Below are 21,749 nucleotides of genomic sequence, written 5' to 3'. Positions count from 1 at the left end.
GGACAATAGTTGAAAATGAGAAGCATTAACTAACTGCAACCGGGATGCATTTCTGTGAAACTCTCCGCTTTATGGCGCACCGCCGCGCTGATCGCTGGCTTCAGCGTTTTAGGACTCTCCTCAGCGCAGGCCGCCGACTGGCCGCGCCAGGTCACCGACAGCCATGGCGTACACACGCTGGAACAAAAACCCACGCGTATTGTATCCACCAGCGTCACCCTCACCGGCTCGCTGCTGGCTATTGATGCGCCGGTGATCGCCAGCGGCGCCACCACCCCCAATAACCGGGTAGCCGATGCTCAGGGTTTCCTGCGCCAATGGGGCGACGTCGCCAAAGCCCGTAAAGTGACCCGTCTGTATATCGGTGAACCCAGCGCTGAAGCGGTGGCTGCACAGATGCCAGATTTGATTCTGATTAGCGCCACCGGCGGCGACTCGGCGCTGGCGCTGTACGATCAGCTCTCCACCATCGCCCCCACGCTTATCATCAACTACGACGATAAAAGCTGGCAGGCGCTGCTGACCCAACTGGGCGGGATTACCGGCAACGAGCAGCAGGCGGCGGCGCGTATTGCCGAATTTGATAAACAGCTGGCGACGGTGAAACAGCAAATTAAACTGCCGCCGCAGCCGGTCAGCGCGCTGGTGTACACCGCTGCTGCCCACAGCGCTAACCTGTGGACCAGCGAATCCGCGCAGGGGCAGTTCCTGCAGCAGCTCGGCTTTACTCTCGCGACGTTGCCGCCTGGCCTGCATGCCAGCCAGAGTCAGGGCAAACGCCACGACATCATCCAGCTTGGCGGTGAGAGCCTGGCTTCCGGCCTGAACGGCGAAAGCCTGTTCCTGTTTGCCGGCGACGAGAAAGACGCCGACGCGATTTACGCCAACCCGCTGCTGGCGCATCTTCCGGCCGTCAAAAATAAACACGTTTATGCGCTGGGCAGCGAGACGTTCCGCCTTGATTACTACAGTGCAACGCGGGTGTTAGCGCGCCTGGCGGCGCTGTTTGGCTAAACGCCACTCCGGCATCATCATCCGATGCCGGATTTTACCTCATCAACATCACGCCAAACCTCATCGCTCCTGATGTTGTGTTGTGATTAGCCATTGTCATTACGCTACCGGATTATTTGCTCACGCCACTTACGGCGACGCCTTTACACCGAGAGGAGATGAACATGGCGAAGAGTAAATTGATCCAAAACGATACACTGACCGAAACCAGTAATGCGGCCGATGGTTTTTACCCCGCAACCGAAGACAGCATGCTGAGCTACACCTCCGCGCGTGTGGCAAAACCGGTCTATAACGAATACAGTGCCAACGCGGCCAAACCGAAAGTCTTCGGCTACTTCACCGACTGGTCTCAGTATGATTCTCGTCTGCAGTCAATTGATACGCCCCTGGAGCGTGGCCGTGGCTATGATGTCACCAACGTCTCCCCGCTGGCCTATGACAAAATCATCGCGGGTTTTGTCGGTATCGTCGGTTTTCATAAAATGGACGGTCAGGAGCGTGATGTCGTGGCGGAAGCCGCGGAACTGTGCGGCAAAGTGAAATACGAACCGACCTTCCTCGACCCATGGGGCGATTTCCAGAGCTACATCAACGTGGGCTATGATGTGAGCGGTTGGGACGTTGACCCGAAAACCGTGACCCAGGCTAATACCAAAGGCTTCCTCGGCGCGCTGCGCGATCTGCAGGCCAAAGCAAAAGCGCTGGGCCATAACCTTGAGCTCTCCATGAGCATCGGCGGCTGGACCATGAGCAACGGCTTCCATGAAACCGCCGCCAGCGATGCCTCGCGTAAAATCTTCGCCAAAGGTCTGGTGAAGCTGTTCAAGCAGTTCCCGATGTTCAGCGGCGTCGATCTCGACTGGGAATACCCGAACGTTGAAGCGGCTGGCAACCCGTACGGCGAAGAAGACGGCGCGAACTTTGCGCTGCTGATTGCCGAAGTTCGCAAGCAGCTGGATGCCGCTAACCGCAAAGACGTCAAAATTTCGATTGCGGCTTCCGCCGTCATTGAAAAACTGCAGTTTATCGACCTCAACACGATGATGAATGCCGGTATGGATTACATTAACGTCATGAGTTACGACTTCTTCGGCACCCCGTGGGCGGAAACGCTGGCGCACCACACTAACCTGAAGGCCACCACGCCGGGCGGCTGGTCAGTGGAAACCATCGTTGACTATCTGCTGGAGCAAGGCTTCCCGGCTGAACGTATCAACATCGGCTACGCGGGCTACACCCGAAACAGCCGGAATACCGAAATCACCAGTTTCTCACCGCTGGAAGGTTCCTACATGCCTGGCGGCGGCACCACGACCGGCACCTTTGAGTCCGGCACCAGCGAATGGTACGACGTGATGTACAACTACCTGGATCTGGAAAACCAGAAAGGTCGCAACGGCTTCAACGTCTATACCGACCAGGTTTCCAACGCGGATTATCTGTATAACCCGCAGTCCAAACTGTTTATGTCTCTGGATACCCCGCGCACCATTAAAGCCAAGGGCGAATATGCGGCAAAATTGGGACTAGGCGGCGTCTTTACCTGGACGGTGGACCATGATAACGGCGTGCTGGTTAACGCTGTACGCGAAGGTCTGGGTTATGAAATCAGCAAGCAAGTCATCGACATGGAACCGTTCTATTTCGAAGGCATCAACATCACTCAAGCGGATGAAGAAGCGCAGGACACACCGGTAAAACCGGAAATCAATCATGCGCCAAACGCGCTGATTGAACTGATGATCGTCGGCGGCTCGCGCATTCGTCTCTCCGGCGCAAAATCCTCTGATGAAGATAGCGACATGCTGAGCTACAGCTGGGGTGTACCGTCGGATATTGTTGTCGATAATAAAACTACGGCTGACATTGAGTTTGATGTCCCCAAAGTGGAAACGGAGACAACATACACCTTCACGCTGTTTGTGCGTGATATCTGGGGCGAACCATCCAGCCAGCAGCGCTTTATCCTCTCGGTCGTTCCCGCGCCGTCAAAAGCGCAGCCTGACGAAGAGGAAGAGGACGATGCCGGGTACGATTCTGACGATGATAACGCGGAGACGGACGAGACGCCGGAAGAGAAGATCGATGCCGATGAAAATGCGCCGTACCCGTGGTGGGACGTCAGTACCATTTATGGCGCAACCTGGGGCGCTTTCGAAACCGTGAGCTGGAAAGGACATAACTATCAGGTCAAGTGGTGGTGCTGCGGTCAGCAGCCGGATCTTAACTGTTCGCAGGGCGACGTCTGGATCGACCTTGGCGCTTATTAACGCTAACCAGCATGATAGCGGGCTCCGGAGCAATCCGGAGCCTTTACGCTTATGCTTTTTCTTCCGGGAGTGGTCGCTGGAAACAACGCAGTTCCCTCAACAATCCCAGTAGCATCACCCCGACAATCGCCAGCCCCCAGCCGCTTACGCTTGCCGACGCCACCGGCGTCAACACAGCCCCCAACCCGCCGAGCAGCGCCGCGCCAATCGCGTCGCCAGTGACGTTCTGCGCAGTCCACAGCCCGTTAATCCGCCCCAGCATCGCCTCCGGCGTCTGGGTCTGAATCAAGGTATATTGCAGCAGCGAGCTGATCGCGCTCAGCCAGCCGAACAACGCCAGGCACACGAAGCCCAGCGTCCAGTGCGGCATCATGGCGAACAGGCCAATGGCGACAAATGCGCCGACGGTGGCCAACAGCATGATCCAGCCGGGTCGTTCGTTCTGCGCCAGCCTGCCGCTGGTTAATGCGCCGCAGGCCGCCCCCAGTGGGATCGCCGCGTACAACAAGCCAATCTGCGCTGCCGACATCTGCCAGCCCAGCGCCAGCGCCGGATAAAGCACGCGTACCGCGCTCGCCATGGTAACTAACCCGCCCAGCAGCGCGATGCCGCCAATCAGCGGGCTACCGAGCAAGAAGCGGAACCCGGCCGCCAGCGACGACAATGGATGTTCGCGCGGTTGCGGTGGCGGTGGCAACTGCGGTAAACGCAGCAGCGTCAGCGTGGTGATAAAGGTGCCGAGCGCCGCCAGCAGGTAGTTCCACGACACGCCGCCGGAAGCCAGCAGCAGGCCGCCAACCATCGGCGAAATCACCGAGCCCAGGCGCACCGTCAGCATGGTAATCGCCCCGGCCTGCATCAGGTTTTCGCGCCCCACCAGCGCCGGCGTTGCCGCCAGCAGCGCCGTAACGCCAAGCGAGGCAAAGAAACCATCCCACAGCCCCAGCAGGTAGATAGCCAATAGCGACGGCTCCGGCAGCAGCGCGTTTAGCCACAGGCCGATAAAACCGACGCCGCAGGTGCCGCGCGCCAGCAAAATCAGTTTGCGGCGCTCATAGCGGTCAGCCAGCACGCCCCCCACCATCAGCCCAACGAACATCGCCCCGCCGGTGAGCGTCACCGACAGCCCCACCTGCCAGGTGGAGTGGGTCATCATCTGGATTTGCACCGGAACGGCGACCCCAAGCAGGCCAAGCGACAAAATGGAGATAAAGCGGGCAATAAAGACGGCGCGGAAGGCCGGATGTGTTTTTAGCAGGCTCAGATTCAGCAGCCAGGATTGTCGGTTCATTACAAGACCTTGAGCTTTTTTTCGTACCCTTTTCGAGGTCGCTCATGCTAACATAAACGAATAAGATAGATAACGATAATCACTATCATTATCAAATCAGGGATGTTGCTATGTCGTTTTCCACCGCCGCGTTGCGCACCGTTGCGCTGCCCGGTCTGCTATTGCTGCTGGTTCTCGCTGCGACGCTAAGCTTGTTGATAGGCGCGACGCCACTGCCGGTTTCCGTTGTCGTCGATGCGCTGAGCGGCACCTGCCACAGCGCCGATTGCACTATCGTTCTCGATGCCCGTCTGCCGCGCACCCTCGCTGGCCTGCTGGCCGGTGGCGCGCTGGGCCTTGCCGGCGCGCTCATGCAAACCCTCACCCGCAACCCGCTGGCCGACCCCGGCATTCTTGGCGTTAACGCCGGCGCCAGCTTTGCCATCGTGCTGGGCGCGGCGCTGTTGGGTATTACCTCGCCACAGGAACAGCTGGCGATGGCCTTTTGCGGCGCGCTGGTGGCGTCACTGATCGTGGCGTTCACCGGTAGCCAGGGCGGCGGCCAGCTCAGCCCGGTACGCTTAACGCTGGCGGGCGTTGCGCTGGCTGCGGTGCTGGAAGGGTTCTCCAGCGGTATCGCCCTGCTCAACCAGGACGTCTACGATCAACTTCGCTTCTGGCAGGCCGGTTCACTGGATATCCGTACGCTGCAAACGCTCAAAACGGTGCTGATTCCGGTGCTGGTTGCCGGCGCGGTGGCGCTGATGATGAGCCGTTCGCTGAACAGTTTGAGCCTGGGCACCGATACCGCCACCGCGCTCGGCAGTAAAGTGGCGCGCACACAAATTCTGGGGCTGCTGGTGATTACCATCCTCTGCGCCAGCGCGACCTCGGTGGTCGGCCCTATCGCCTTTATCGGTCTGATGATGCCGCACATCGCCCGCTGGTTGGTGGGCTCGGATCACCGCTGGTCGCTGCCGGTCACCCTACTGGCGACCCCGTCGCTGCTGCTGTTCGCCGATATTGCGGGCCGCCTGCTGGTTCCCGGCGAACTGCGCGTGTCGGTGGTCAGCGCTTTTATCGGCGCGCCGGTGCTGATTTTCCTCGTCCGCCGTAAATCTTCCGGAGGTGGCCGATGAACGCCCCTTCCCGTCGTCTGCTCGCCAGCTGCCTGCTGCTGGTCATTGGCTGTTTACTGCTAACGCTCCTGAGTCTACGCAGCGGCGCAGTGACGCTGGAATTTTCCCAGGTCTTCAGCGCGTTATTCGGCGATGCGCCGCGCGCCGTCGCCATGGTGGTGACCGAATGGCGTCTGCCACGGGTGCTGATGGCGCTGTTGATCGGCGCCGCGCTTGGCGTCAGCGGCGCGATTTTTCAGTCGTTGATGCGTAACCCGCTGGGTAGCCCGGACGTAATGGGCTTTAACACCGGGGCATGGAGCGGCGTACTGGTGGCGCTGGTCTTCTTCGGCCAGAACCTGACCACCATTACCCTCGCCGCGATGGCAGGCGGCATTGCCACCTCGCTGCTGGTGTGGGCGCTGGCGTGGCGCAATGGTATCGAAACCTTCCGCCTGATTATTATCGGCATCGGCATCCGCGCGATGCTGATGGCCTTCAACACCTGGCTGCTGCTGCGCGCCTCGCTGGAAACCGCCGTCTCTGCGGGGCTGTGGTTTGCCGGGTCGCTCAACGGCCTGACCTGGGCCAAAATCTGGCCCGCCGCACCGCTGATGATTGTCGCGCTGGCCTGTGCGGCACTGCTGGTGCGCCGCCTGCGTCTGCTGGAGATGGGCGATGACAGCGCCTGCGCGTTGGGGGTGCGTGTCGAATATTCTCGCCTGCTGCTGATGCTGGTCGCAGTGGTGCTCACCGCCGCCGCCACCGCGCTGGCCGGGCCGATTTCCTTTATTGCGCTGGTCGCCCCGCATATTGCCCGCCGCCTGAGCGGCACCGTGCGCTGGGGGCTGACTCAGGCCGCGCTCTGTGGGGCGCTGCTGCTCACCGCCGCCGATTTCTGCGCACAACAACTGTTCTTGCCTTACCAGCTTCAGGTGGGCGTGGTGACCGTCAGTCTTGGCGGTATCTATCTCATCGTGCTGCTTATTCAGGAGTCTCGTAAAAAATGACCGATACCGTCGCCCGTTTGCGCGGCGAGGCGTTAACCCTCGCCTACGGTAAAAAAACCATCGCCGAGTCGCTGAATGTCACCATTCCGGACGGTCATTTCACCGCCATTATCGGCCCTAACGGCTGCGGTAAATCGACGCTGCTGCGCACGCTCAGCCGCCTGATGACGCCGACTCACGGTCACGTCTATCTCGACGGCGAAGAGATTCAGCGCTATGCCAGTAAAGAGGTGGCGCGACGTATCGGTCTGCTGGCGCAAAACGCCACCACGCCCAGCGATATTTCAGTACAGGAACTGGTAGCGCGAGGGCGCTATCCGCACCAGCCGCTATTTACCCGCTGGCGTCAGGAAGATGAGGATGCCGTCCAGCGCGCGATGCAGGCGACCGGGATCGTTGAACTGGCGAATCAGAGCGTGGACACCCTCTCCGGCGGCCAGCGTCAGCGTGCATGGATTGCGATGGTGCTGGCGCAGGATACCGCCATCATGCTGCTCGACGAGCCGACGACCTGGTTGGATATCAGCCATCAAATTGATTTGCTGGAATTGTTAAGCGAGCTAAACCGCGAACGCGGTTTTACGCTCGCTGCCGTGCTGCATGATTTAAACCAGGCATGCCGCTACGCTACGCACCTGATTGCGCTGCGCGAAGGGAAAATCGTCGCCGAAGGCGCGCCGCAAGAAATTGTGACGGCGGAATTGATTGAAGCGGTGTACGGGCTACGCTGCATGATCATTGACGATCCGGTGGCCCATACGCCGCTGGTGGTGCCGCTGGGGCGGCGGTAGCGCTTACTCCCTCTCCCTTTCAGGGAGAGGGCCGGGGTGAGGGTACATCGCGCACATTTCCCCTCACCCTAACCCTCTCCCCAAAGGGGCGAGGGGATCAAACCGAACGCGCTTTCCGGACAGAGAAAAACCGAATCCCTACCCCAATATCTCCCGGATCACCGGCCCTATCGTCTCAAACGCCGCGGGCGTGATGATATCCACGTGCGCGCAGTCCTGGCTGTAAACCTCCAGTTCCCCCACCCATGGCCCCCATGCCGTCTGCGGGTCCGCCTGCCGGGTTTTCTCCGCCACAAACAGCGTCGCTTTCCCGTCAAACGTGGCGCTGTGCGCGGTGGTCAGCAGCCGTACCGCATCGGTATAGTTGCCTTCAATCGCGCTGAACAGCGCGCTGGACCCTTGCCCCTGCTGCGCGGCGAGAAATGCTTCGCGTTCGCGGTTTATCTCCGCCAATACAGCCGGGTCGAGGCCGTTAGCCTCTTTTTCCGCCCAGTTTTGTGTCTCCGGCGGCCAGGTATCCAGCAGGCCGAGGAACGCCACCGTTTCACCGCGCTGGCGTAACCGGGCGGCGATGCCCTGCGCCAGCGTCCCACCGAGGGAATAGCCCAGCAGATAGTACGGCCCGTGTGGCTGCTGTGCCAAAAGCGTCGCCAGATGCTGCTCGCAGACTTCGTCCAGCGTCTGCGCCGTTTGCATTGGCCCTTCCGGGCGCGGCGACTGAATGCCGGTGATTGACCAGCGCGGCGACAGATAGCGCGACAGCACGCTGAACTGCCAGGCGAAGCCCGATGCAGGATGGAAGCAGTACAACGTCGGACCGTCGCCAGTGCGCAGCGGCAGCAGCGGCTCATAGCCCAGACGCATTACCTGCTCCTCATCGTCGCTCTCCAGCAACGCACTCAGTTTAGCCACCGTCGAGGAGACCATCACCTGCCCCGGCGTCACCTGACGCCCGCTACGCTGGCTGAGTATTGCCGCCAGACGCATCGCCAGCAGCGAGTGTCCGCCGAGGGCGAAGAAGTCGGCGTCGATATCCTGGATCTCACAGCCTAACAGCTGGCTGAACGCCTCGGCCACCTGCGTCTCTGTCGCCGACTGCGGCGCACGCCCGGCGGTTTTCTGCGTCAGCGACGGCAACGGCAGCGCCTTGCGATCCAACTTACCGTTGGCGCTGAGCGGTAGCGTGCTAAGCTGCAGCAACACCACCGGCACCATATGCGGCGGCAGTCGATCGCGCAATTGCGCCAGCAGCGCATCGGTATCCAGCGGCAGACCCGAAGTCGAGACCACATAGCCCACCAGTTGACGCGCATCACCGCCGGTGGCAGCGGCCTGATTAATAACGCAGGCGTGAGTGACCGCTTGCTCCACGTCTTCCAGCGTCTGCATCACCCGATCGATTTCTCCCAGCTCAATGCGCTGGCCGCGAATTTTCAGCTGATCGTCGCTGCGGCCTAAATACTCCACCGCACCGTTATCCAGCCAACGCGCCACATCGCCGGTGCGATACATCCGCTCGCCGGGAGCAAACGGGTCGGCGATAAAGCGGCTGGCGGTCAGGTCCGGACGCCCCAGATAGCCCTGCGCCAGTTGAATGCCGGTGAGGTAGAGATCGCCCGCGACGCCAAACGGCACCGGGCGCATCATCGCATCGAGGATGCGCAGCCCGGTATTCCATACCGGGAAACCAATCGGCACGCTGTTGCCCGTTACCGCCGCCAGCGCTTCGCCATAGGCCGGGTACCAGCTCACATCAACGGCGGCTTCCGTCGGCCCATAAAGGTTGTGCAGCGGCACGTGAGTGAGCACTTCCCATTCCCGGCACAGCGCGGTCGGCAGCGCTTCACCGCTGCAAAAGACCCGTTGCAGCGAACAGCAGCTGGCCGCGGTTTCCGGCGTCAGTGAGGCGACAAACGCCGCCAGCATCGACGGCACAAAGTGGGTCGTGGTGACGCCATATTGCGCAAAGAAGCGCTGCATCGCCAGCGGGTCACGGTGCGCCTCCGGCTCGGCCATCACCAGGCTCGCCCCGGCGATAAACGGCCACCAGAACTCCCACACCGAGACATCAAAACTGCACGGCGTTTTCTGCGCCACCACGTCGGCGGCGGTCAGCGGATAGTGGTTCTGCATCCACAGCAGGCGGTTAACAATCGCCTCATGACCCACCATGACCCCTTTCGGGCGACCGGTCGAGCCGGAGGTAAAGATGATATAAGCGGTCTGTTCCGGCGTCGCCAGCGCTAACGGCTGGTCATCGCTCGTCGCCAGCGGCGCGTTCAGGCACAGGCTGGAGATATTCGGGAAACGGTGTAACTGATCGTCGGCGGTGATCAGCAGCGATGGCCGCGCGTCTTCCAGCATCATCTGCAGGCGGTCGTCGGGATAACCGGTGTCCAGCGGCAGCCAGGCGGCACCGGCCTCGACGATGGCGTGCAGCGCCAGCGTCAGGAAGACGGAACGCGGCAACGCCACGGCCACACTGTCGCCGGGCTTCACGCCGCGCTGACGCAACACGTTTGCCAGTGCCACTACCTGTTGGCGCATTTCGCGGTAGGTAAAGCGGTAATGGGCGTCAACCAGCGCCACGGCATCCGGCGTTTTTGCCGCCTGAGCGGCAACCAGCGAACTCAGCGTTTCACGCGGTAGCGTTTTACCCGTAGCGTTAATCTGCGCCAGACGATGATATTCATTACCGGAAAGCAGCTCGGCGTCGGCACAGCTTAAGGCTGGATTATCAGCAAACTGCTGCAATAATGCGGTTAAACGCGCGATATGTTGCTGCAAAGTCGCTTTATCATAACGTTGCTGATTCGCCAGCACTTCCAGCGTCAGGCCGCCCTCTTCATCCGGGAACAACGCCAGCTCAAGATCGTTCACCGGACCGGTCGCCAGCGTATGGGTGATGGCCGTCACGTCGTCGAAAGCCAGACGATAATCGAACATTTTGACGTTAAATACCGGGCCGAACAGCGCTTCATCACCGGCGGCTTTACCCGCATCACGGACAATCTGCTCGGCGTCGTAGCGCTGATGGCGACGCATTTTTTTCAGCTGTGCTGAGAGGCGTATCGCCAGCTCGGCCAGCGTCTCCTGCCCATTGAGGGTGACCGCCAGCGGCAGCACGTTCAGCACCGGGCCGGTGGCGGTTAACGCCGCGGAACCCAGGCGGCGCATAAAAATAAATCCTGCGGCGTATTCGCTGCGCCCGCACAGGCGTCCCAGCCACAGCGCCGTTAGCGCCAGCGCCAGATCGGCTGGCTGGCAGTTCGGCGCAGCCGCGCTCAGGCGGCTAAACGCCCGACGATCGGCGGTCAGCTTTAATCGCCAGATGGCGCTGCTTTGCGCCCGCCCCGGCAGCGGCGCGGGTGAGAGTGAAGCGGGAGACGGCAGCGCTTTTCGCTGCTCGGCCCAGAAGGTTTTATCGCGCAAGTACGCGTCGCTATCGCGATAGCGCTGATATTCCTCCACCACTTCCGCAAACGGCGTGAACGCCGGTTCGGGCATCGCGTCACCGCGCTGCCAGGCCTGGTAAATGAGGCTTATCTGGCGGGTAATGGCCGGGAAGCTGAAACCGTCGACCAGCAGGTGGTGATAACGCTGATACCAGAACCAGCGCTTGTCGCCCACCCGGTAAAGGCGGTGGCAAAATAGCGGATTGCCGCTGTCGACGCGGCTGTTTTGCGCCAGGTCGGCCTGCATCCGCGCCAGCGCTTCCTGCGGCGGGTCGTCAAACGTACGTAAATCGTTGATCGACGGTTCGGCGATAACCAGGCTGTCGTCAACCCACTGCCACACTTCACCGTTATCTTCGCCAAAGCGCAAACGCAGCGTATCGGCCTGCATCATGCCAGCGGCAATCGCCCGCGCCAACAGCTCGCCGTCTATTTCACCTTGTAATTCAACGTAATGCGCCACGCTCCAGGCGTTCGGCAGCGTCGAGAGCGCCTCCGCCATCCAGATACCCGGCTGGGCGGCAATCAGCGGTAAACGCGGGCTCATGGGCGGCCTCCGGTGGTGGCAAAATGGTCGGGGGTTAGCGTGGTCCAGTGCGCGCTTAACCATGCGTTGCACGCCTCAAGCGGCTGCGGTTGGCAGACCACCGTCCAATCCGCAGGTAGCGTGCACTGCTGAGGCCAAAGGCTGAATTGTCGCTGCGGGTTTTGCAGAAGGTAAAACAGCCCTTGCGCCACATCGAAGGGGTTACTGACTTGCATACCAAACTCCTGTCGTTAATCGCGCTCGCGGCCCCATAGGGTCATCAACCCGGCGGTCAGCCCGCCGCGCCAGCAAAGCGCATCATGTCCGCCGTCAACCTGACGCCAGAAAATCGGCAGCTGCGTGTGCTGTAATTGGGCAAAAAGCGCCTGATTGGCGCGAAAAATGAGCGGCTCACGAACACCAGCTTCGAGCACGATGCGTAACCCCTGAGGCTGAACTTCGCCGCGCTGAAGCTGTTCCAGAATCAGGCCGCTCTGGTGTCCTCCGCGGTGCGGCCACCAGTAAGAACCGGACTGGCTTAGCACGCAGCCAAATCGCGCCGGCCAGTGTAAGGCGGCGTACAGCGCCGACAGGCCGCCAAAACTCTGGCCAGCCACCACGGTGCGATCGGCACGTTCGCTGAAGGGCGCAATCGCCTGCACCTGCGGTAGCAGCTCTTGCTGTACCGCCAGCCAGAAGTCAGGGTTACACGGCAGCTCGATGCTGCGATGGGCGTTGTCGATGACATCAATCAACAGGTACACCGCCGGAGGCAGTTTGCCTTCGTCGGTTAACGCGGTCAGCGCGGGCCATACCGGCATACTTTCAGCCCAGAACTGGCCGTCGAGCAGCACCGCCAGCGGACGCTCTTCTTCGCCCGCATCGCCGGTGGAAAAAATCCATGCCCGGCGCCGGTTACCCAGCCGTTCGCTGTGCCAGGTGATGCACTGCGGCGGGTTCCAGCGCGCGGCGGGCGTTGACCAGCCAGGCTGCTCCGGCGCCTGCGGCATCTCCAGCGCCGACACTGCGTGGCCGCGCCCGCCCTTCCAGCTCTGCGGATTGAGCGGGTCGGCGATCGCCTGCGGCAGCACCTTGCGCCAGCCTTCACGCAGCAGCATGCGGTCCGGTTCGGGTGTCGTGAAAATATCCGGGGAAAAATCATCTTCGCGCGCTGACGGCGCGAAGCAGTAGCTGCCGCGCCAGGTCGACGGCAGCGAGGTAGTCCAGCACCACGCATCGGTGTGATCAATGCGTCGCAGGGTTTGCGGCACCGAGTTGTGGTGGTGATCGGTGACGCCGGTAATGTAAATCCACACCCGCCGAATCGGCGAAGTAGCCTCGCTTCCCGCCGGATCGCGCCACCAGAACGTCACCTGACATTCACCGTTAACACATTGATACGTTGGCCCTTTTATCGTCGCCCACCAGGCATCACTTCCTGTCGCTAACTTCCCCACCACGTTAACCCCATGTTTATTGTGGAATTTATTGTTACAGCCTAAAATTTATTGATAATATTATTGATAACTATTTGCATTTGCAATAGCGTATTGGCGCGCAACTTTCACATGCTTTACGCATATAACCATGCCGGGGCTTGCCCTTTGGGACGGAGCTGTACGAGCCCCCGGCGACGAAAAGCAGGATACAAAATGAATAATAAAATCAAATCCCTGACCTTCCTGGTCAATTTGGGTATCTATGGCATGGCCGCTCCGGCCTTCGCCGCAGAAACAGACAACAGCAAAACCGACGTCAATGGCGAAACCATGGTGGTAACCGCCGCCGAGCAGAACCTGCAGGCACCGGGCGTTTCCACCATCACCGCCGATGAAATCCGCAAACGCCCGCCAGCGCGCGATGTTTCTGAGATCATCCGCACCATGCCTGGCGTGAACCTGACCGGCAACTCCACCAGCGGCCAGCGCGGTAACAACCGCCAGATTGACATTCGCGGGATGGGCCCGGAAAACACCCTGATTCTGATCGACGGTAAGCCGGTCACCAGCCGCAACTCTATCCGCCTCGGCTGGCGCGGCGAGCGTGACACGCGCGGCGATACCAGTTGGGTACCGCCGGAAATGATTGAGCGCATTGATGTAATTCGCGGCCCTGCGGCGGCACGCTATGGCAACGGCGCGGCGGGCGGCGTGGTGAATATCATCACCAAAAAGACCGAAAATGAATGGCACGGCTCCTGGAACGCCTACATGAATGCGCCGGAGCATAAAGACGAAGGTTCAACCAAGCGTACCGACTTCAGTCTGACCGGCCCGCTGGGCGATGCCTTCAGCTTCCGTCTGTACGGTAATCTCGACAAAACGCAGGCCGACGCCTGGGATATCAACCAGGGCCACCAGTCCGAGCGTACCGGTATCTATCAGGATACCCTGCCTGCGGGTCGTGAAGGCGTTGAAAATAAAAACATTAACGGTCTGGTGCGCTGGGACTTTGCGCCCATGCAGTCGCTGGAATTTGAAGCAGGCTATAGCCGTCAGGGGAACCTCTACGCGGGCGATACCCAGAACACCAATACTAACGATCTGGTAAAAGAGAACTACGGTAAAGAGACCAACCGTCTCTACCGCAATACCTACTCCGTCACCTGGAACGGCGGCTGGGATAACGGCATTACGACCAGCAACTGGGCGCAGTACGAACACACCCGAAACTCCCGTAAAGGCGAAGGTCTGGCCGGGGGTACCGAAGGGATCTTCAGCAGCAACCAGTTCTCTGACATTGATTTGTCGGATGTGATGCTGCACAGCGAAATCAACCTGCCGTTCGATTACCTGGTCAACCAGAACCTGACCCTCGGGACCGAGTGGAACCAGCAGCGTATGAAGGATAACGCTTCTAACACCCAAACCTTTATGGGTGGCGATATTCCGGGTTATAGCAGCACCGATCGCAGCCCGTATTCAGAGGCCAAAATCTTCTCGTTGTTTGCCGAAAACAACATGGAACTGACCGACACGACCATGCTGACCCCGGCGCTGCGTTTCGATCATCACAGCATCGTGGGCGACAACTGGAGCCCGTCGTTGAACCTGTCGCAGGGACTGTTGGACGACTTTACCCTGAAAATGGGTATTGCCCGTGCCTATAAAGCGCCGAGCCTGTATCAGACGAACCCGAACTACATTCTGTACAGCAAAGGCCAGGGCTGCTACGCCAGCAAGGCCGGCTGCTATCTGCAGGGTAATGACGATCTGAAAGCCGAGACCAGCATCAACAAAGAAATTGGTCTCGAATTCAAACGTGATGGTTGGTTGGCCGGTGCCACCTGGTTCCGCAACGACTATCGCAACAAGATTGAAGCCGGCTATTCTCCGGTTTACACCAACGGTACAGGCACCGATGTCTACAAATGGGAAAACGTCCCGAAAGCCGTGGTCGAAGGTCTGGAAGGTACGTTAAACGTGCCGGTTAGCGAGACGGTGAACTGGACCAACAACATCACCTATATGCTGCAAAGCAAAAATAAAACCACCGGCGATCGTCTGTCTATTATCCCGGAATACACGCTGAACTCGACGCTGAGCTGGCAGATTCAGCAGGACGTGTCCGTTCAGTCGACCTTTACCTGGTACGGCAAGCAGCAGCCGAAGAAGTATAACTACAAAGGTCAGCCGGTCACCGGCAGCGAAACCAACGAAGTCAGCCCGTACAGCATCGTTGGCCTGAGCGCGACCTGGGATGTGAACAAATACGTCAGCCTGACCGGCGGCGTGGACAACATCTTCGACAAACGCCACTGGCGCGCGGGTAACGCCCAGACCACCGGCGGCACGACGGGTTATATGTACGGTGCCGGCGCGGAGACCTACAACGAATCCGGCCGTACCTGGTACATGGGAATTAACACCCACTTCTGATTGTTTGCACTCCCCTCTCCCACGCGGGAGAGGGTTTTTCAGGAGCCGCATGAAGACACATCACAGTACCCTTCACACCTTACAGCGTATCGATTTTGACCCCGACAGCTTCACCCCTGGTGATTTACTGTGGCTGCCCCATCACGCGAAGCTTGCCCGCTCAGGAAAAAAACGCCAGACCGAGCACCTCGCCGGACGGATTGCCGCCGTGCACGCGCTGCGTGCATTCGGTGAAAAATCGGTGCCGGGAATCGGCAAGCACCGTCAGCCGATTTGGCCTGAGGGTCTGTACGGCAGCATCAGCCACTGCGGTAACACAGCCATCGCCATCGTCGCTCGTACCCCGGTTGGTATTGATATTGAAGCGGTCTTTTCGCCTCAGCTTGCCGATGAGCTGGCGAGCCATATTGCCAGCGAAGAGGAACTTGCCGTCCTGCGCCACAGCACGCTGCCCTTCCCGTTGGCGTTGACGCTGGCGTTCTCGGCCAAGGAGAGTCTGTACAAAGCGTTCTCCTCACAGTGCCCCGAACTTCAGGGTTTTCATGATGCCGTTACCATCAGTCTTAACGCGGAAACACTCGCCGTTGAGCTTCCCGCCCTTTCCCTCACTGCGTCACTACGCTGGCACGCCGTTGATGCGCAGCGAATCATCACCCTCTTCTCTCAGCGATAAATATGACCGGAAATCGAAAATAACGAATCAATAACCAGATAAAAACTGATAAACAAAACAAAAAATCAATAAACAGGTCACATATCAGTTTTAATACCTGAAAACATATAGTTTCCTCGCGCAATTACCCCTATGATTCCTCCGAAACATTCACACAAACAATGAAACAATTGTGCGAAATTAAGGAATCCAATGAATACGCAAACACGGACACGGAAAGAAGTGAGCGAAAGCCGACTGATGAGCGGCTTTCTCAATGCCATTGAAAAAGCAGGCAACCGTCTGCCAGAACCGGCGCTGATCTTTTTCTACTTTTTACTGGCGGTCATGGGCCTGTCGGCAGTGCTGTCGATGATGACCTTTGACGTCATCAACCCGATGACCCAGGAAGCCGTCAAGGTCAACAACCTGCTTTCCGCCGAAGCGCTGACCAACACGCTGGCCAATATGGTCACCACCTTCACCGGCTTCGCGCCGCTGGGGATTGTGCTGGTCGCCATGCTCGGCGTAGGTGTGGCGGAAAGCTCCGGCTTTATCAACGTAGCGCTGAAAAAGATGCTGCGCGTGACGCCGAAAAAACTGCTGACGCCAATGCTGATTTTCGTCGCCATGTTCAGCCACGTGGCGGCGGATGCGGGCTATGTGCTGGTGATCCCGCTGGGGGCAATTATCTTTATGTCCGCCGGACGCCACCCGCTGGTGGGGATTGCCGCCGCATTCTCCGGCGTGTCCGGCGGTTTCGCCGCCAACATGGTGCCAACCGGTAACGACGCGCTGCTGCAAGGGTTTACTCAGGCCGCGGCCCAGCTGCTCGACAGCACCTACACCGTCAATACCCTGTGTAACCTGATCTTTGGCATCGCCTCGTCTATCGTCATTACGCTGGTCGGCTGGTGGGTCACCGAGCGCATCGTCGAACCGCGCGTCAGCAAAATGACCATTGACGGCGACTTTAAGCACGATGAAGACATGTCCAACGTCACGCCGCAGGAAAGCCGCGCCTTTAACCGCGCGTCGCTGGTGATGCTGCTGGGCCTCGCCGCACTGGCCGCCGCCGCCTGGCCGGAGGGCTCAATGCTGCGTGGGAGCGACGGCTCTCTGACCTCGTATAGCGCGCCGATCATGAAATCTATCGTGCCGCTGATTTTCCTGATCTTTATCCTGCCAGGTATCGTATACGGCTTTGCCTCCAGCACCTTTAAAACCGGCAAAGACGTCATTGGCGCGATGAATGACTCGATGAGTAAAATGGGCTCATACATGGTGATGGCCTTCTTCTGCGCCATGTTTATCAAAGCATTCAGCGACTCGAACATCGGCACGCTGGTGGCGTTGGTGGGCGCGGACGGTTTGAAAGCGCTGGCGCTGCCGGGGCAGGCAACCATCATCGGGATGATTGTTCTGACGGCGGTGGTTAACCTGTTGATTGGTTCAGCGTCGGCAAAATGGGCGCTGCTGTCGCCGATTATGGTGCCGATGCTGATGGCGGTAGGGATTTCGCCGGAGCTGACGCAGGCGGCGTTCCGTATCGGTGACTCCTGCACCAACATCATTACGCCGCTGATGGTCTTCTTCCCGCTGATTGTGATCTACTGCCAGCGCTACGTGAAAGGTGCGGGCGTAGGCACGCTGGTCTCGATGATGATGCCGTACTCCATCGCCTTCTTCGTGGCGTGGAGCGCGCTGCTACTGCTGTGGTGGGGACTGGGTCTGCCGTTGGGTATTGCAGCGCCATATACCTGGAGCCCGAGTTAAGCATCAGGTTCAACGCTGCCCCCTCACCCTCTCCCCAATGGGGAGAGGGAACCGCTTGTAGCCCGAACGAGGCTACACGGCTAAATGGGCAAAACGGCCCAGCACATCCTGCAATATCCCCAGCCCTTTTTTCACCTGTTCAGCGCTGATGGTACACGGCGGCACCACGTGAATGCGGTTTTCCACCACGAAACTCAGCAGCCCCGCTTCGGTTAACGCACCTTTAATCTCCGCCATGTTCCCCGCCGCCAGCGGCGTTTTCTTCACCCGATCGCTGACCAGTTCCAGCGCCTGGAAGACGCCACGACCGCGAACGTCGCCCACCAGCGGTGAACGCTCCGCCAGCGCCTCCAGCCCCTGGCGCAGCACGCCGTTGCCGATCAGCGCCGCGTTTTCCACAATCCCTTCGTCTTTCATCGCGTCCAGCGTCGCCACGATCGCCGCCATCGCCAGCGGGTGGCCGGAGTAGGTCAAGCCACCAGCAAAGAAGCGATCGTCAAAATAGTGGGCGATCCGATCGCTGATGATCACCCCGCCTGCTGGTACGTATCCGGCGTTCACCCCTTTGGCAAAGGTGATCAGATCCGGCACGATGCCGTCCTGCTCGAAGGCAAACCAGCTGCCGGTGCGGCCAAATCCCGCCATCACTTCGTCAAGAATCAGGATGATGTTGAACTCGTCCGCCAGCGCACGAACGCCTTTCATATAGCCTTCCGGCGGCACCAGAATGCCCGCCGTACCCGGAATCGACTCCAGCAAAATGGCCGCGATAGAGGATGGGCCTTCGCACTCGATCATCCGCCGCAGATGGGCCAGCGCGCGGCGGCACTCTTCCTGCTCGGTGGTGGCGTTAAATTCGCTGCGGTACAGATACGGGTTAAAAAAGTGAACATGGCCGCGCGAATATTCGTTCGGCACCCGACGCCAGTCGCCGGTGGCGGCAATCGCACTGCCGGTGTTGCCGTGATAGGAGCGGTAGGCCGACAGCACTTTGTCACGCCCAGTGTACATGCGCGCCATGCGGATGGCGTTCTCGTTAGCGTCGGCTCCGGCGTTGGTGAAGAACACTTTGCTAAACCCTTCCGGCGCGAGGCCAATAATACGCTTTGCCGCCTCGCCGCGCGCCAGGTTGGCGGTTGCGGGCGCAATCGTCACCAGCGTCTCCAGTTGCGCCTTCATCGCCGCCAGCACGCGGGGGTGCTGATAGCCCAGGTTAACGTTTACCAGCTGGCTGCTGAAATCCAGATAAGTTTTGCCGTCGTAATCCCACAGCTCACAGCCTTTCGCCCCGGCAATCACCAGCGGGTTGAGGTTGCCCTGCATTGACCAGGAATGAAAAACATACTCTCTGTCCAGTTGGCGGACGGCCTGATTGTTTAACTCTGTCATCGTCGTTCCTCGCATAGCGTTGGCGTTGATTCATCATGTCGTCGACAGAAAAAAAAGTGATAGAGCCAGTGTAGACCGACGGCTGTGACAACGTGTCACATCGCCGCGCCGCGACTGTCTCTCGGCAGGTCGCGCCGGGGTTTTTATAGTGTTCGGAACAACCTGCACAGGAGAGCACAATGCAACAACGTAACGTGGTGTTTATTACCGGGGCGACCTCCGGCTTTGGGCAAGCGGCAGCGCACGTGTTTGCGCGGGCGGGCTGGGCGCTGGTATTAAGCGGCCGCCGACTGGCGCGGTTACAGGCGCTACAAAACGAACTGGCATCGCGGGTGCCGGTGCATGTTATCGAACTGGACGTGCGGGATAGCGCGGCGGTGGCGTCAGCCGTCGCCGCCCTGCCGCTCGAATTTGCCGACGTCACCACGCTCATCAACAATGCCGGTCTGGCGCTGTCGCCGCAGCCCGCGCAGAAGGTGGATCTCGCGGACTGGCACACCATGATTGATACCAATGTCACCGGTCTGGTCAACGTCACGCACGCGCTGCTGCCCACGCTGGTTCGCCACGGCGCAGGGGCAAGCATTATCAACATTGGTTCGATTGCCGGGCAGTGGCCGTATCCGGGTAGCCATGTGTATGGCGCCAGCAAGGCGTTTGTGAAGCAGTTCAGCTATAACCTGCGCTGTGACCTGTTAGGCACCGGCGTGCGCGTCACCGATCTGGCGCCGGGTATTGCGGAGACGGAGTTTACGCTGGTGCGCACTAAGGGCGACCAGGCGGCATCCGACGCGCTGTATCGCGGCACCACGCCGCTGTCGGCGCTGGATATCGCCGAGCAGATGTTGTACATCGCGACGCTGCCGGATCATATGAATATTAACCGCGTGGAGGTGATGCCGGTGCGTCAGGCCTGGCAGCCGTTTGCCATTGACCGGGATTAGCGCGGTGCACATTCCCCCTCACCCTAACCCTCTCCCCAATGGGGAGAGGGGACTGTGCGGTGCGGTTTATGGGCTAGTTGCAGGTTTGCAAGGGCCTGGTTTTCTCCCTCTCCCTTACAGGGAGAGGGGACTGTTCGGTGCGGTTTATCGGTTAGTTGCGGGTTTGCAAGGGCCTGGTTTTCTCCCTCTCCCTTCCAGGGAGAGGGCCGGGGTGAGGGTTTAACGGCTGCTTTGCAAAAATTGTCGCACACGCTCCGATTTTGGCTGGCTAAAGAAAATCTCCGGCGGCGCCTTCTCAATCAATATCCCCTTCTCCAGAAACACCACTTCATTCGATACCTGACGCGCAAACTCCATTTCATGCGTCACCACCACCATGGTGTAACCTTCCGCCGCCAGCGACTTCATGACGCTGAGCACTTCGTTAACGCGCTCCGGATCCAGCGCTGAAGTGGGTTCATCAAACAGCAGCACCTCCGGCGACATCGCCAGCGAGCGGGCGATGGCCACGCGCTGTTTCTGCCCACCGGAGAGCGTGATCGGGTAGGCATCTGCCTTATGATCCATACCCACCTTTTTAAGCTGTTGGTCGGCAATCGCGCGCGCTTCCTCGCGCTTCATCCCCTTCACGTGCAGCAGCGCCTCCATCACGTTTTGCTGCACGGTGAGATGCGGCCACAGGTTAAAGCTCTGAAAAACCATCCCCACCCGCTCGCGAATCTTCGACAGATCGCGGTGCGACATCGCTTTCCCGGTCTGTTCATTCACGCCGATGCGCTGACCGCCGATACGAATTTCACCGCGGTCCGGCTGTTCCAGCCAGTTCATACAGCGCAGCAGCGTGGATTTCCCCGAACCGGACGAGCCGAGAATACTGACCACCGTCCCCTTCTCCACCGTCAGATTGATGTCGCGCAGCACCTCGACGTTATCAAACTGTTTGGAGACATTTTTGACGCTGACCGCCGTTGTATCAGACATGGCTCATTCCTCTTTTTGCGCTATACACAGTCAACCGTTTCACCAGCAGCTCCAGCACGATACTGATGGCCCAATACAGCGCAATCGCCACAATAAAGGCATTAAACGGAATAAAATAAGTCGCCTGCACGCTATTGGCGGCAGCGGTAATCTCCTGAACGGTAATAATGCTCAGAAACGCGGTATCTTTCAGGCAAATAATGAGCTGGTTGCCCAGCAGCGGCAGTGCGGAGGAGAAAATATTGGGCATCACGATGCGACGAAAAATGGTGTAGCGAGAGAACCCTTGCACCACGGCGGCTTCAATATAACCATGGGAAAATACCCGTCTCTGGCTACGCAGGATCTCAAAGAAATAAGCACCATGATAGATAATTAATGCCTCTAACCCTGCCGTCCAGGCATCAAGACTCAACCCCAGCTCCGGTAACCCGTAGTACAGTAAATAGGCCAGAATCAGGAATGGAATCGCCCGCATCAGGTTTACAAACCCCATAATAACGTTGTTCAAAACCCGCTTCTGGTATTCCGTGACGTAGCACAGGACGGTACCAATCAATAATCCGCAGACGGCGGCGATAATAAACAGTTCCAGTGTCGCCAGTAGCCCGGTAATAAACTTGTCGTGCTCGGCCCAGATAATTGCCCATTGATTCATCAGTCCTCCCGGGC

Annotated in this window: 16 protein-coding genes; 9 read left to right on the top strand and 7 right to left on the bottom strand. The window is 59.3% G+C overall.

Translation table 11 applies throughout. The features are described from left to right. Positions 1–54: 54 nt before the first annotated feature. Together fepB and K7B04_RS11970 are read left to right on the top strand one after the other, a co-directional pair. Entirely contained in the window at positions 55–1,014 is a 960-nt protein-coding gene (fepB, locus tag K7B04_RS11975) for a Fe2+-enterobactin ABC transporter substrate-binding protein (protein ID WP_223804095.1), read from the top strand. Positions 1,015–1,178: 164 nt separating this feature from the next. After that, on the top strand, positions 1,179–3,287 hold the full coding sequence (locus K7B04_RS11970; protein ID WP_223804094.1) for a glycosyl hydrolase family 18 protein: 2,109 nt from the start codon (positions 1,179–1,181) through the stop codon (positions 3,285–3,287). Positions 3,288–3,336: 49 nt separating this feature from the next. Here the strand turns inward: K7B04_RS11970 and entS are convergent, their stop codons facing one another. After that, the gene (gene entS, locus K7B04_RS11965; protein ID WP_223804093.1) at positions 3,337–4,578 is read right to left on the bottom strand and encodes an enterobactin transporter EntS; all 1,242 of its coding nucleotides are present in this window, start codon (positions 4,576–4,578) and stop codon (positions 3,337–3,339) included. Between the two features lie 110 nt (positions 4,579–4,688). Here entS and fepD point away from each other — a divergent pair, with 110 nt between their 5' ends. Genes fepD through fepC form a run of 3 tightly spaced genes read left to right on the top strand, consistent with a single transcriptional unit; the run spans position 4,689 to position 7,476 of the window. Then, a complete protein-coding gene (gene fepD / locus K7B04_RS11960) occupies positions 4,689–5,696 on the top strand; it encodes a Fe(3+)-siderophore ABC transporter permease (protein WP_223804092.1) in 1,008 nt (335 codons plus the stop codon). Next, entirely contained in the window at positions 5,693–6,685 is a 993-nt protein-coding gene (gene fepG, locus K7B04_RS11955) for an iron-enterobactin ABC transporter permease (protein WP_223804091.1), read from the top strand. Before fepD ends, fepG begins: the two co-directional genes overlap by 4 nt. Next, the gene (fepC, locus tag K7B04_RS11950; RefSeq protein ID WP_065355488.1) at positions 6,682–7,476 is read left to right on the top strand and encodes an iron-enterobactin ABC transporter ATP-binding protein; all 795 of its coding nucleotides are present in this window, start codon (positions 6,682–6,684) and stop codon (positions 7,474–7,476) included. The genes fepG and fepC overlap by 4 nt, the downstream gene beginning before the upstream one ends. Positions 7,477–7,614: 138 nt before the next feature. On the opposite strand, the gene entF is transcribed toward fepC, so the two are convergent. From entF to fes, 3 genes are read right to left on the bottom strand one after another with little or no spacing between them, the layout of a single operon-like run. Beyond that, positions 7,615–11,478: an enterobactin non-ribosomal peptide synthetase EntF gene (gene entF / locus K7B04_RS11945; RefSeq protein ID WP_223804090.1), complete on the bottom strand. Its 3,864-nt coding sequence runs from the start codon at positions 11,476–11,478 to the stop codon at positions 7,615–7,617. Beyond that, the gene (locus K7B04_RS11940) at positions 11,475–11,693 is read right to left on the bottom strand and encodes an MbtH family NRPS accessory protein (RefSeq protein WP_223804089.1); all 219 of its coding nucleotides are present in this window, start codon (positions 11,691–11,693) and stop codon (positions 11,475–11,477) included. Before K7B04_RS11940 ends, entF begins: the two co-directional genes overlap by 4 nt. A 15-nt stretch (positions 11,694–11,708) precedes the next feature. Then, complete coding sequence (gene fes, locus K7B04_RS11935; protein ID WP_163447722.1) at positions 11,709–12,914, bottom strand: enterochelin esterase; 1,206 nt, start codon at positions 12,912–12,914, stop codon at positions 11,709–11,711. A 195-nt stretch (positions 12,915–13,109) separates the two neighbouring features. Here fes and fepA point away from each other — a divergent pair, with 195 nt between their 5' ends. The 3 genes from fepA to K7B04_RS11920 all read left to right on the top strand — a co-directional run bounded on the left by fepA (position 13,110) and on the right by K7B04_RS11920 (position 17,763). Beyond that, positions 13,110–15,335 (top strand): siderophore enterobactin receptor FepA, encoded by a 2,226-nt coding sequence (gene fepA, locus K7B04_RS11930; protein WP_223804088.1) that lies wholly within the window; start codon positions 13,110–13,112, stop codon positions 15,333–15,335. A gap of 49 nt (positions 15,336–15,384) precedes the next feature. Beyond that, complete coding sequence (gene entD, locus K7B04_RS11925) at positions 15,385–16,008, top strand: enterobactin synthase subunit EntD (protein WP_167576427.1); 624 nt, start codon at positions 15,385–15,387, stop codon at positions 16,006–16,008. A 192-nt stretch (positions 16,009–16,200) separates the two neighbouring features. Further along, the gene (locus tag K7B04_RS11920; protein ID WP_223804087.1) at positions 16,201–17,763 is read left to right on the top strand and encodes an AbgT family transporter; all 1,563 of its coding nucleotides are present in this window, start codon (positions 16,201–16,203) and stop codon (positions 17,761–17,763) included. Between the two features lie 72 nt (positions 17,764–17,835). Here K7B04_RS11920 and K7B04_RS11915 read toward each other — a convergent pair whose 3' ends face one another. After that, on the bottom strand, positions 17,836–19,167 hold the full coding sequence (locus K7B04_RS11915; RefSeq protein WP_223804086.1) for an aspartate aminotransferase family protein: 1,332 nt from the start codon (positions 19,165–19,167) through the stop codon (positions 17,836–17,838). Between the two features lie 164 nt (positions 19,168–19,331). On the opposite strand from K7B04_RS11915, the gene K7B04_RS11910 reads away from it, so the two are divergent. Further along, positions 19,332–20,096, top strand: coding sequence for an SDR family NAD(P)-dependent oxidoreductase (locus K7B04_RS11910; RefSeq protein ID WP_167576430.1), 765 nt, complete (start codon positions 19,332–19,334; stop codon positions 20,094–20,096). 219 nt (positions 20,097–20,315) lie between these two features. On the opposite strand, the gene K7B04_RS11905 is transcribed toward K7B04_RS11910, so the two are convergent. Continuing rightward, on the bottom strand, positions 20,316–21,077 hold the full coding sequence (locus K7B04_RS11905; protein ID WP_223804085.1) for an amino acid ABC transporter ATP-binding protein: 762 nt from the start codon (positions 21,075–21,077) through the stop codon (positions 20,316–20,318). Then, positions 21,070–21,735, bottom strand: a complete 666-nt coding sequence (locus K7B04_RS11900) for an amino acid ABC transporter permease (protein WP_223804084.1) — start codon at positions 21,733–21,735, stop codon at positions 21,070–21,072. Before K7B04_RS11900 ends, K7B04_RS11905 begins: the two co-directional genes overlap by 8 nt. Positions 21,736–21,749: the final 14 nt, after the last annotated feature.

Origin of the sequence: Kluyvera sp. CRP (assembly GCF_019930565.1) — a bacterium.
Classification (GTDB): domain Bacteria; phylum Pseudomonadota; class Gammaproteobacteria; order Enterobacterales; family Enterobacteriaceae; genus Kluyvera; species Kluyvera georgiana_A.
Note: the sequence above shows the minus strand (reverse complement) of the source record. Positions and strands in the feature narration are given on the sequence as shown.

What these genes read in the sequence shown, in the direction of transcription:
- K7B04_RS11970 (WP_223804094.1), top strand. Translation starts at nt 1,179, where the DNA reads ATGGCGAAGAGTAAATTGATCCAAAACGATACACTGACCGAAACCAGT.
- entS (WP_223804093.1), bottom strand. Translation starts at nt 4,578, where the DNA reads ATGAACCGACAATCCTGGCTGCTGAATCTGAGCCTGCTAAAAACACAT.
- fepD (WP_223804092.1), top strand. Translation starts at nt 4,689, where the DNA reads ATGTCGTTTTCCACCGCCGCGTTGCGCACCGTTGCGCTGCCCGGTCTG.
- fepG (WP_223804091.1), top strand. Translation starts at nt 5,693, where the DNA reads ATGAACGCCCCTTCCCGTCGTCTGCTCGCCAGCTGCCTGCTGCTGGTC.
- fepC (WP_065355488.1), top strand. Translation starts at nt 6,682, where the DNA reads ATGACCGATACCGTCGCCCGTTTGCGCGGCGAGGCGTTAACCCTCGCC.
- entF (WP_223804090.1), bottom strand. Translation starts at nt 11,478, where the DNA reads ATGAGCCCGCGTTTACCGCTGATTGCCGCCCAGCCGGGTATCTGGATG.
- K7B04_RS11940 (WP_223804089.1), bottom strand. Translation starts at nt 11,693, where the DNA reads ATGCAAGTCAGTAACCCCTTCGATGTGGCGCAAGGGCTGTTTTACCTT.
- fepA (WP_223804088.1), top strand. Translation starts at nt 13,110, where the DNA reads ATGAATAATAAAATCAAATCCCTGACCTTCCTGGTCAATTTGGGTATC.
- entD (WP_167576427.1), top strand. Translation starts at nt 15,385, where the DNA reads ATGAAGACACATCACAGTACCCTTCACACCTTACAGCGTATCGATTTT.
- K7B04_RS11920 (WP_223804087.1), top strand. Translation starts at nt 16,201, where the DNA reads ATGAATACGCAAACACGGACACGGAAAGAAGTGAGCGAAAGCCGACTG.
- K7B04_RS11915 (WP_223804086.1), bottom strand. Translation starts at nt 19,167, where the DNA reads ATGCGAGGAACGACGATGACAGAGTTAAACAATCAGGCCGTCCGCCAA.
- K7B04_RS11910 (WP_167576430.1), top strand. Translation starts at nt 19,332, where the DNA reads ATGCAACAACGTAACGTGGTGTTTATTACCGGGGCGACCTCCGGCTTT.
- K7B04_RS11905 (WP_223804085.1), bottom strand. Translation starts at nt 21,077, where the DNA reads ATGTCTGATACAACGGCGGTCAGCGTCAAAAATGTCTCCAAACAGTTT.
- K7B04_RS11900 (WP_223804084.1), bottom strand. Translation starts at nt 21,735, where the DNA reads ATGAATCAATGGGCAATTATCTGGGCCGAGCACGACAAGTTTATTACC.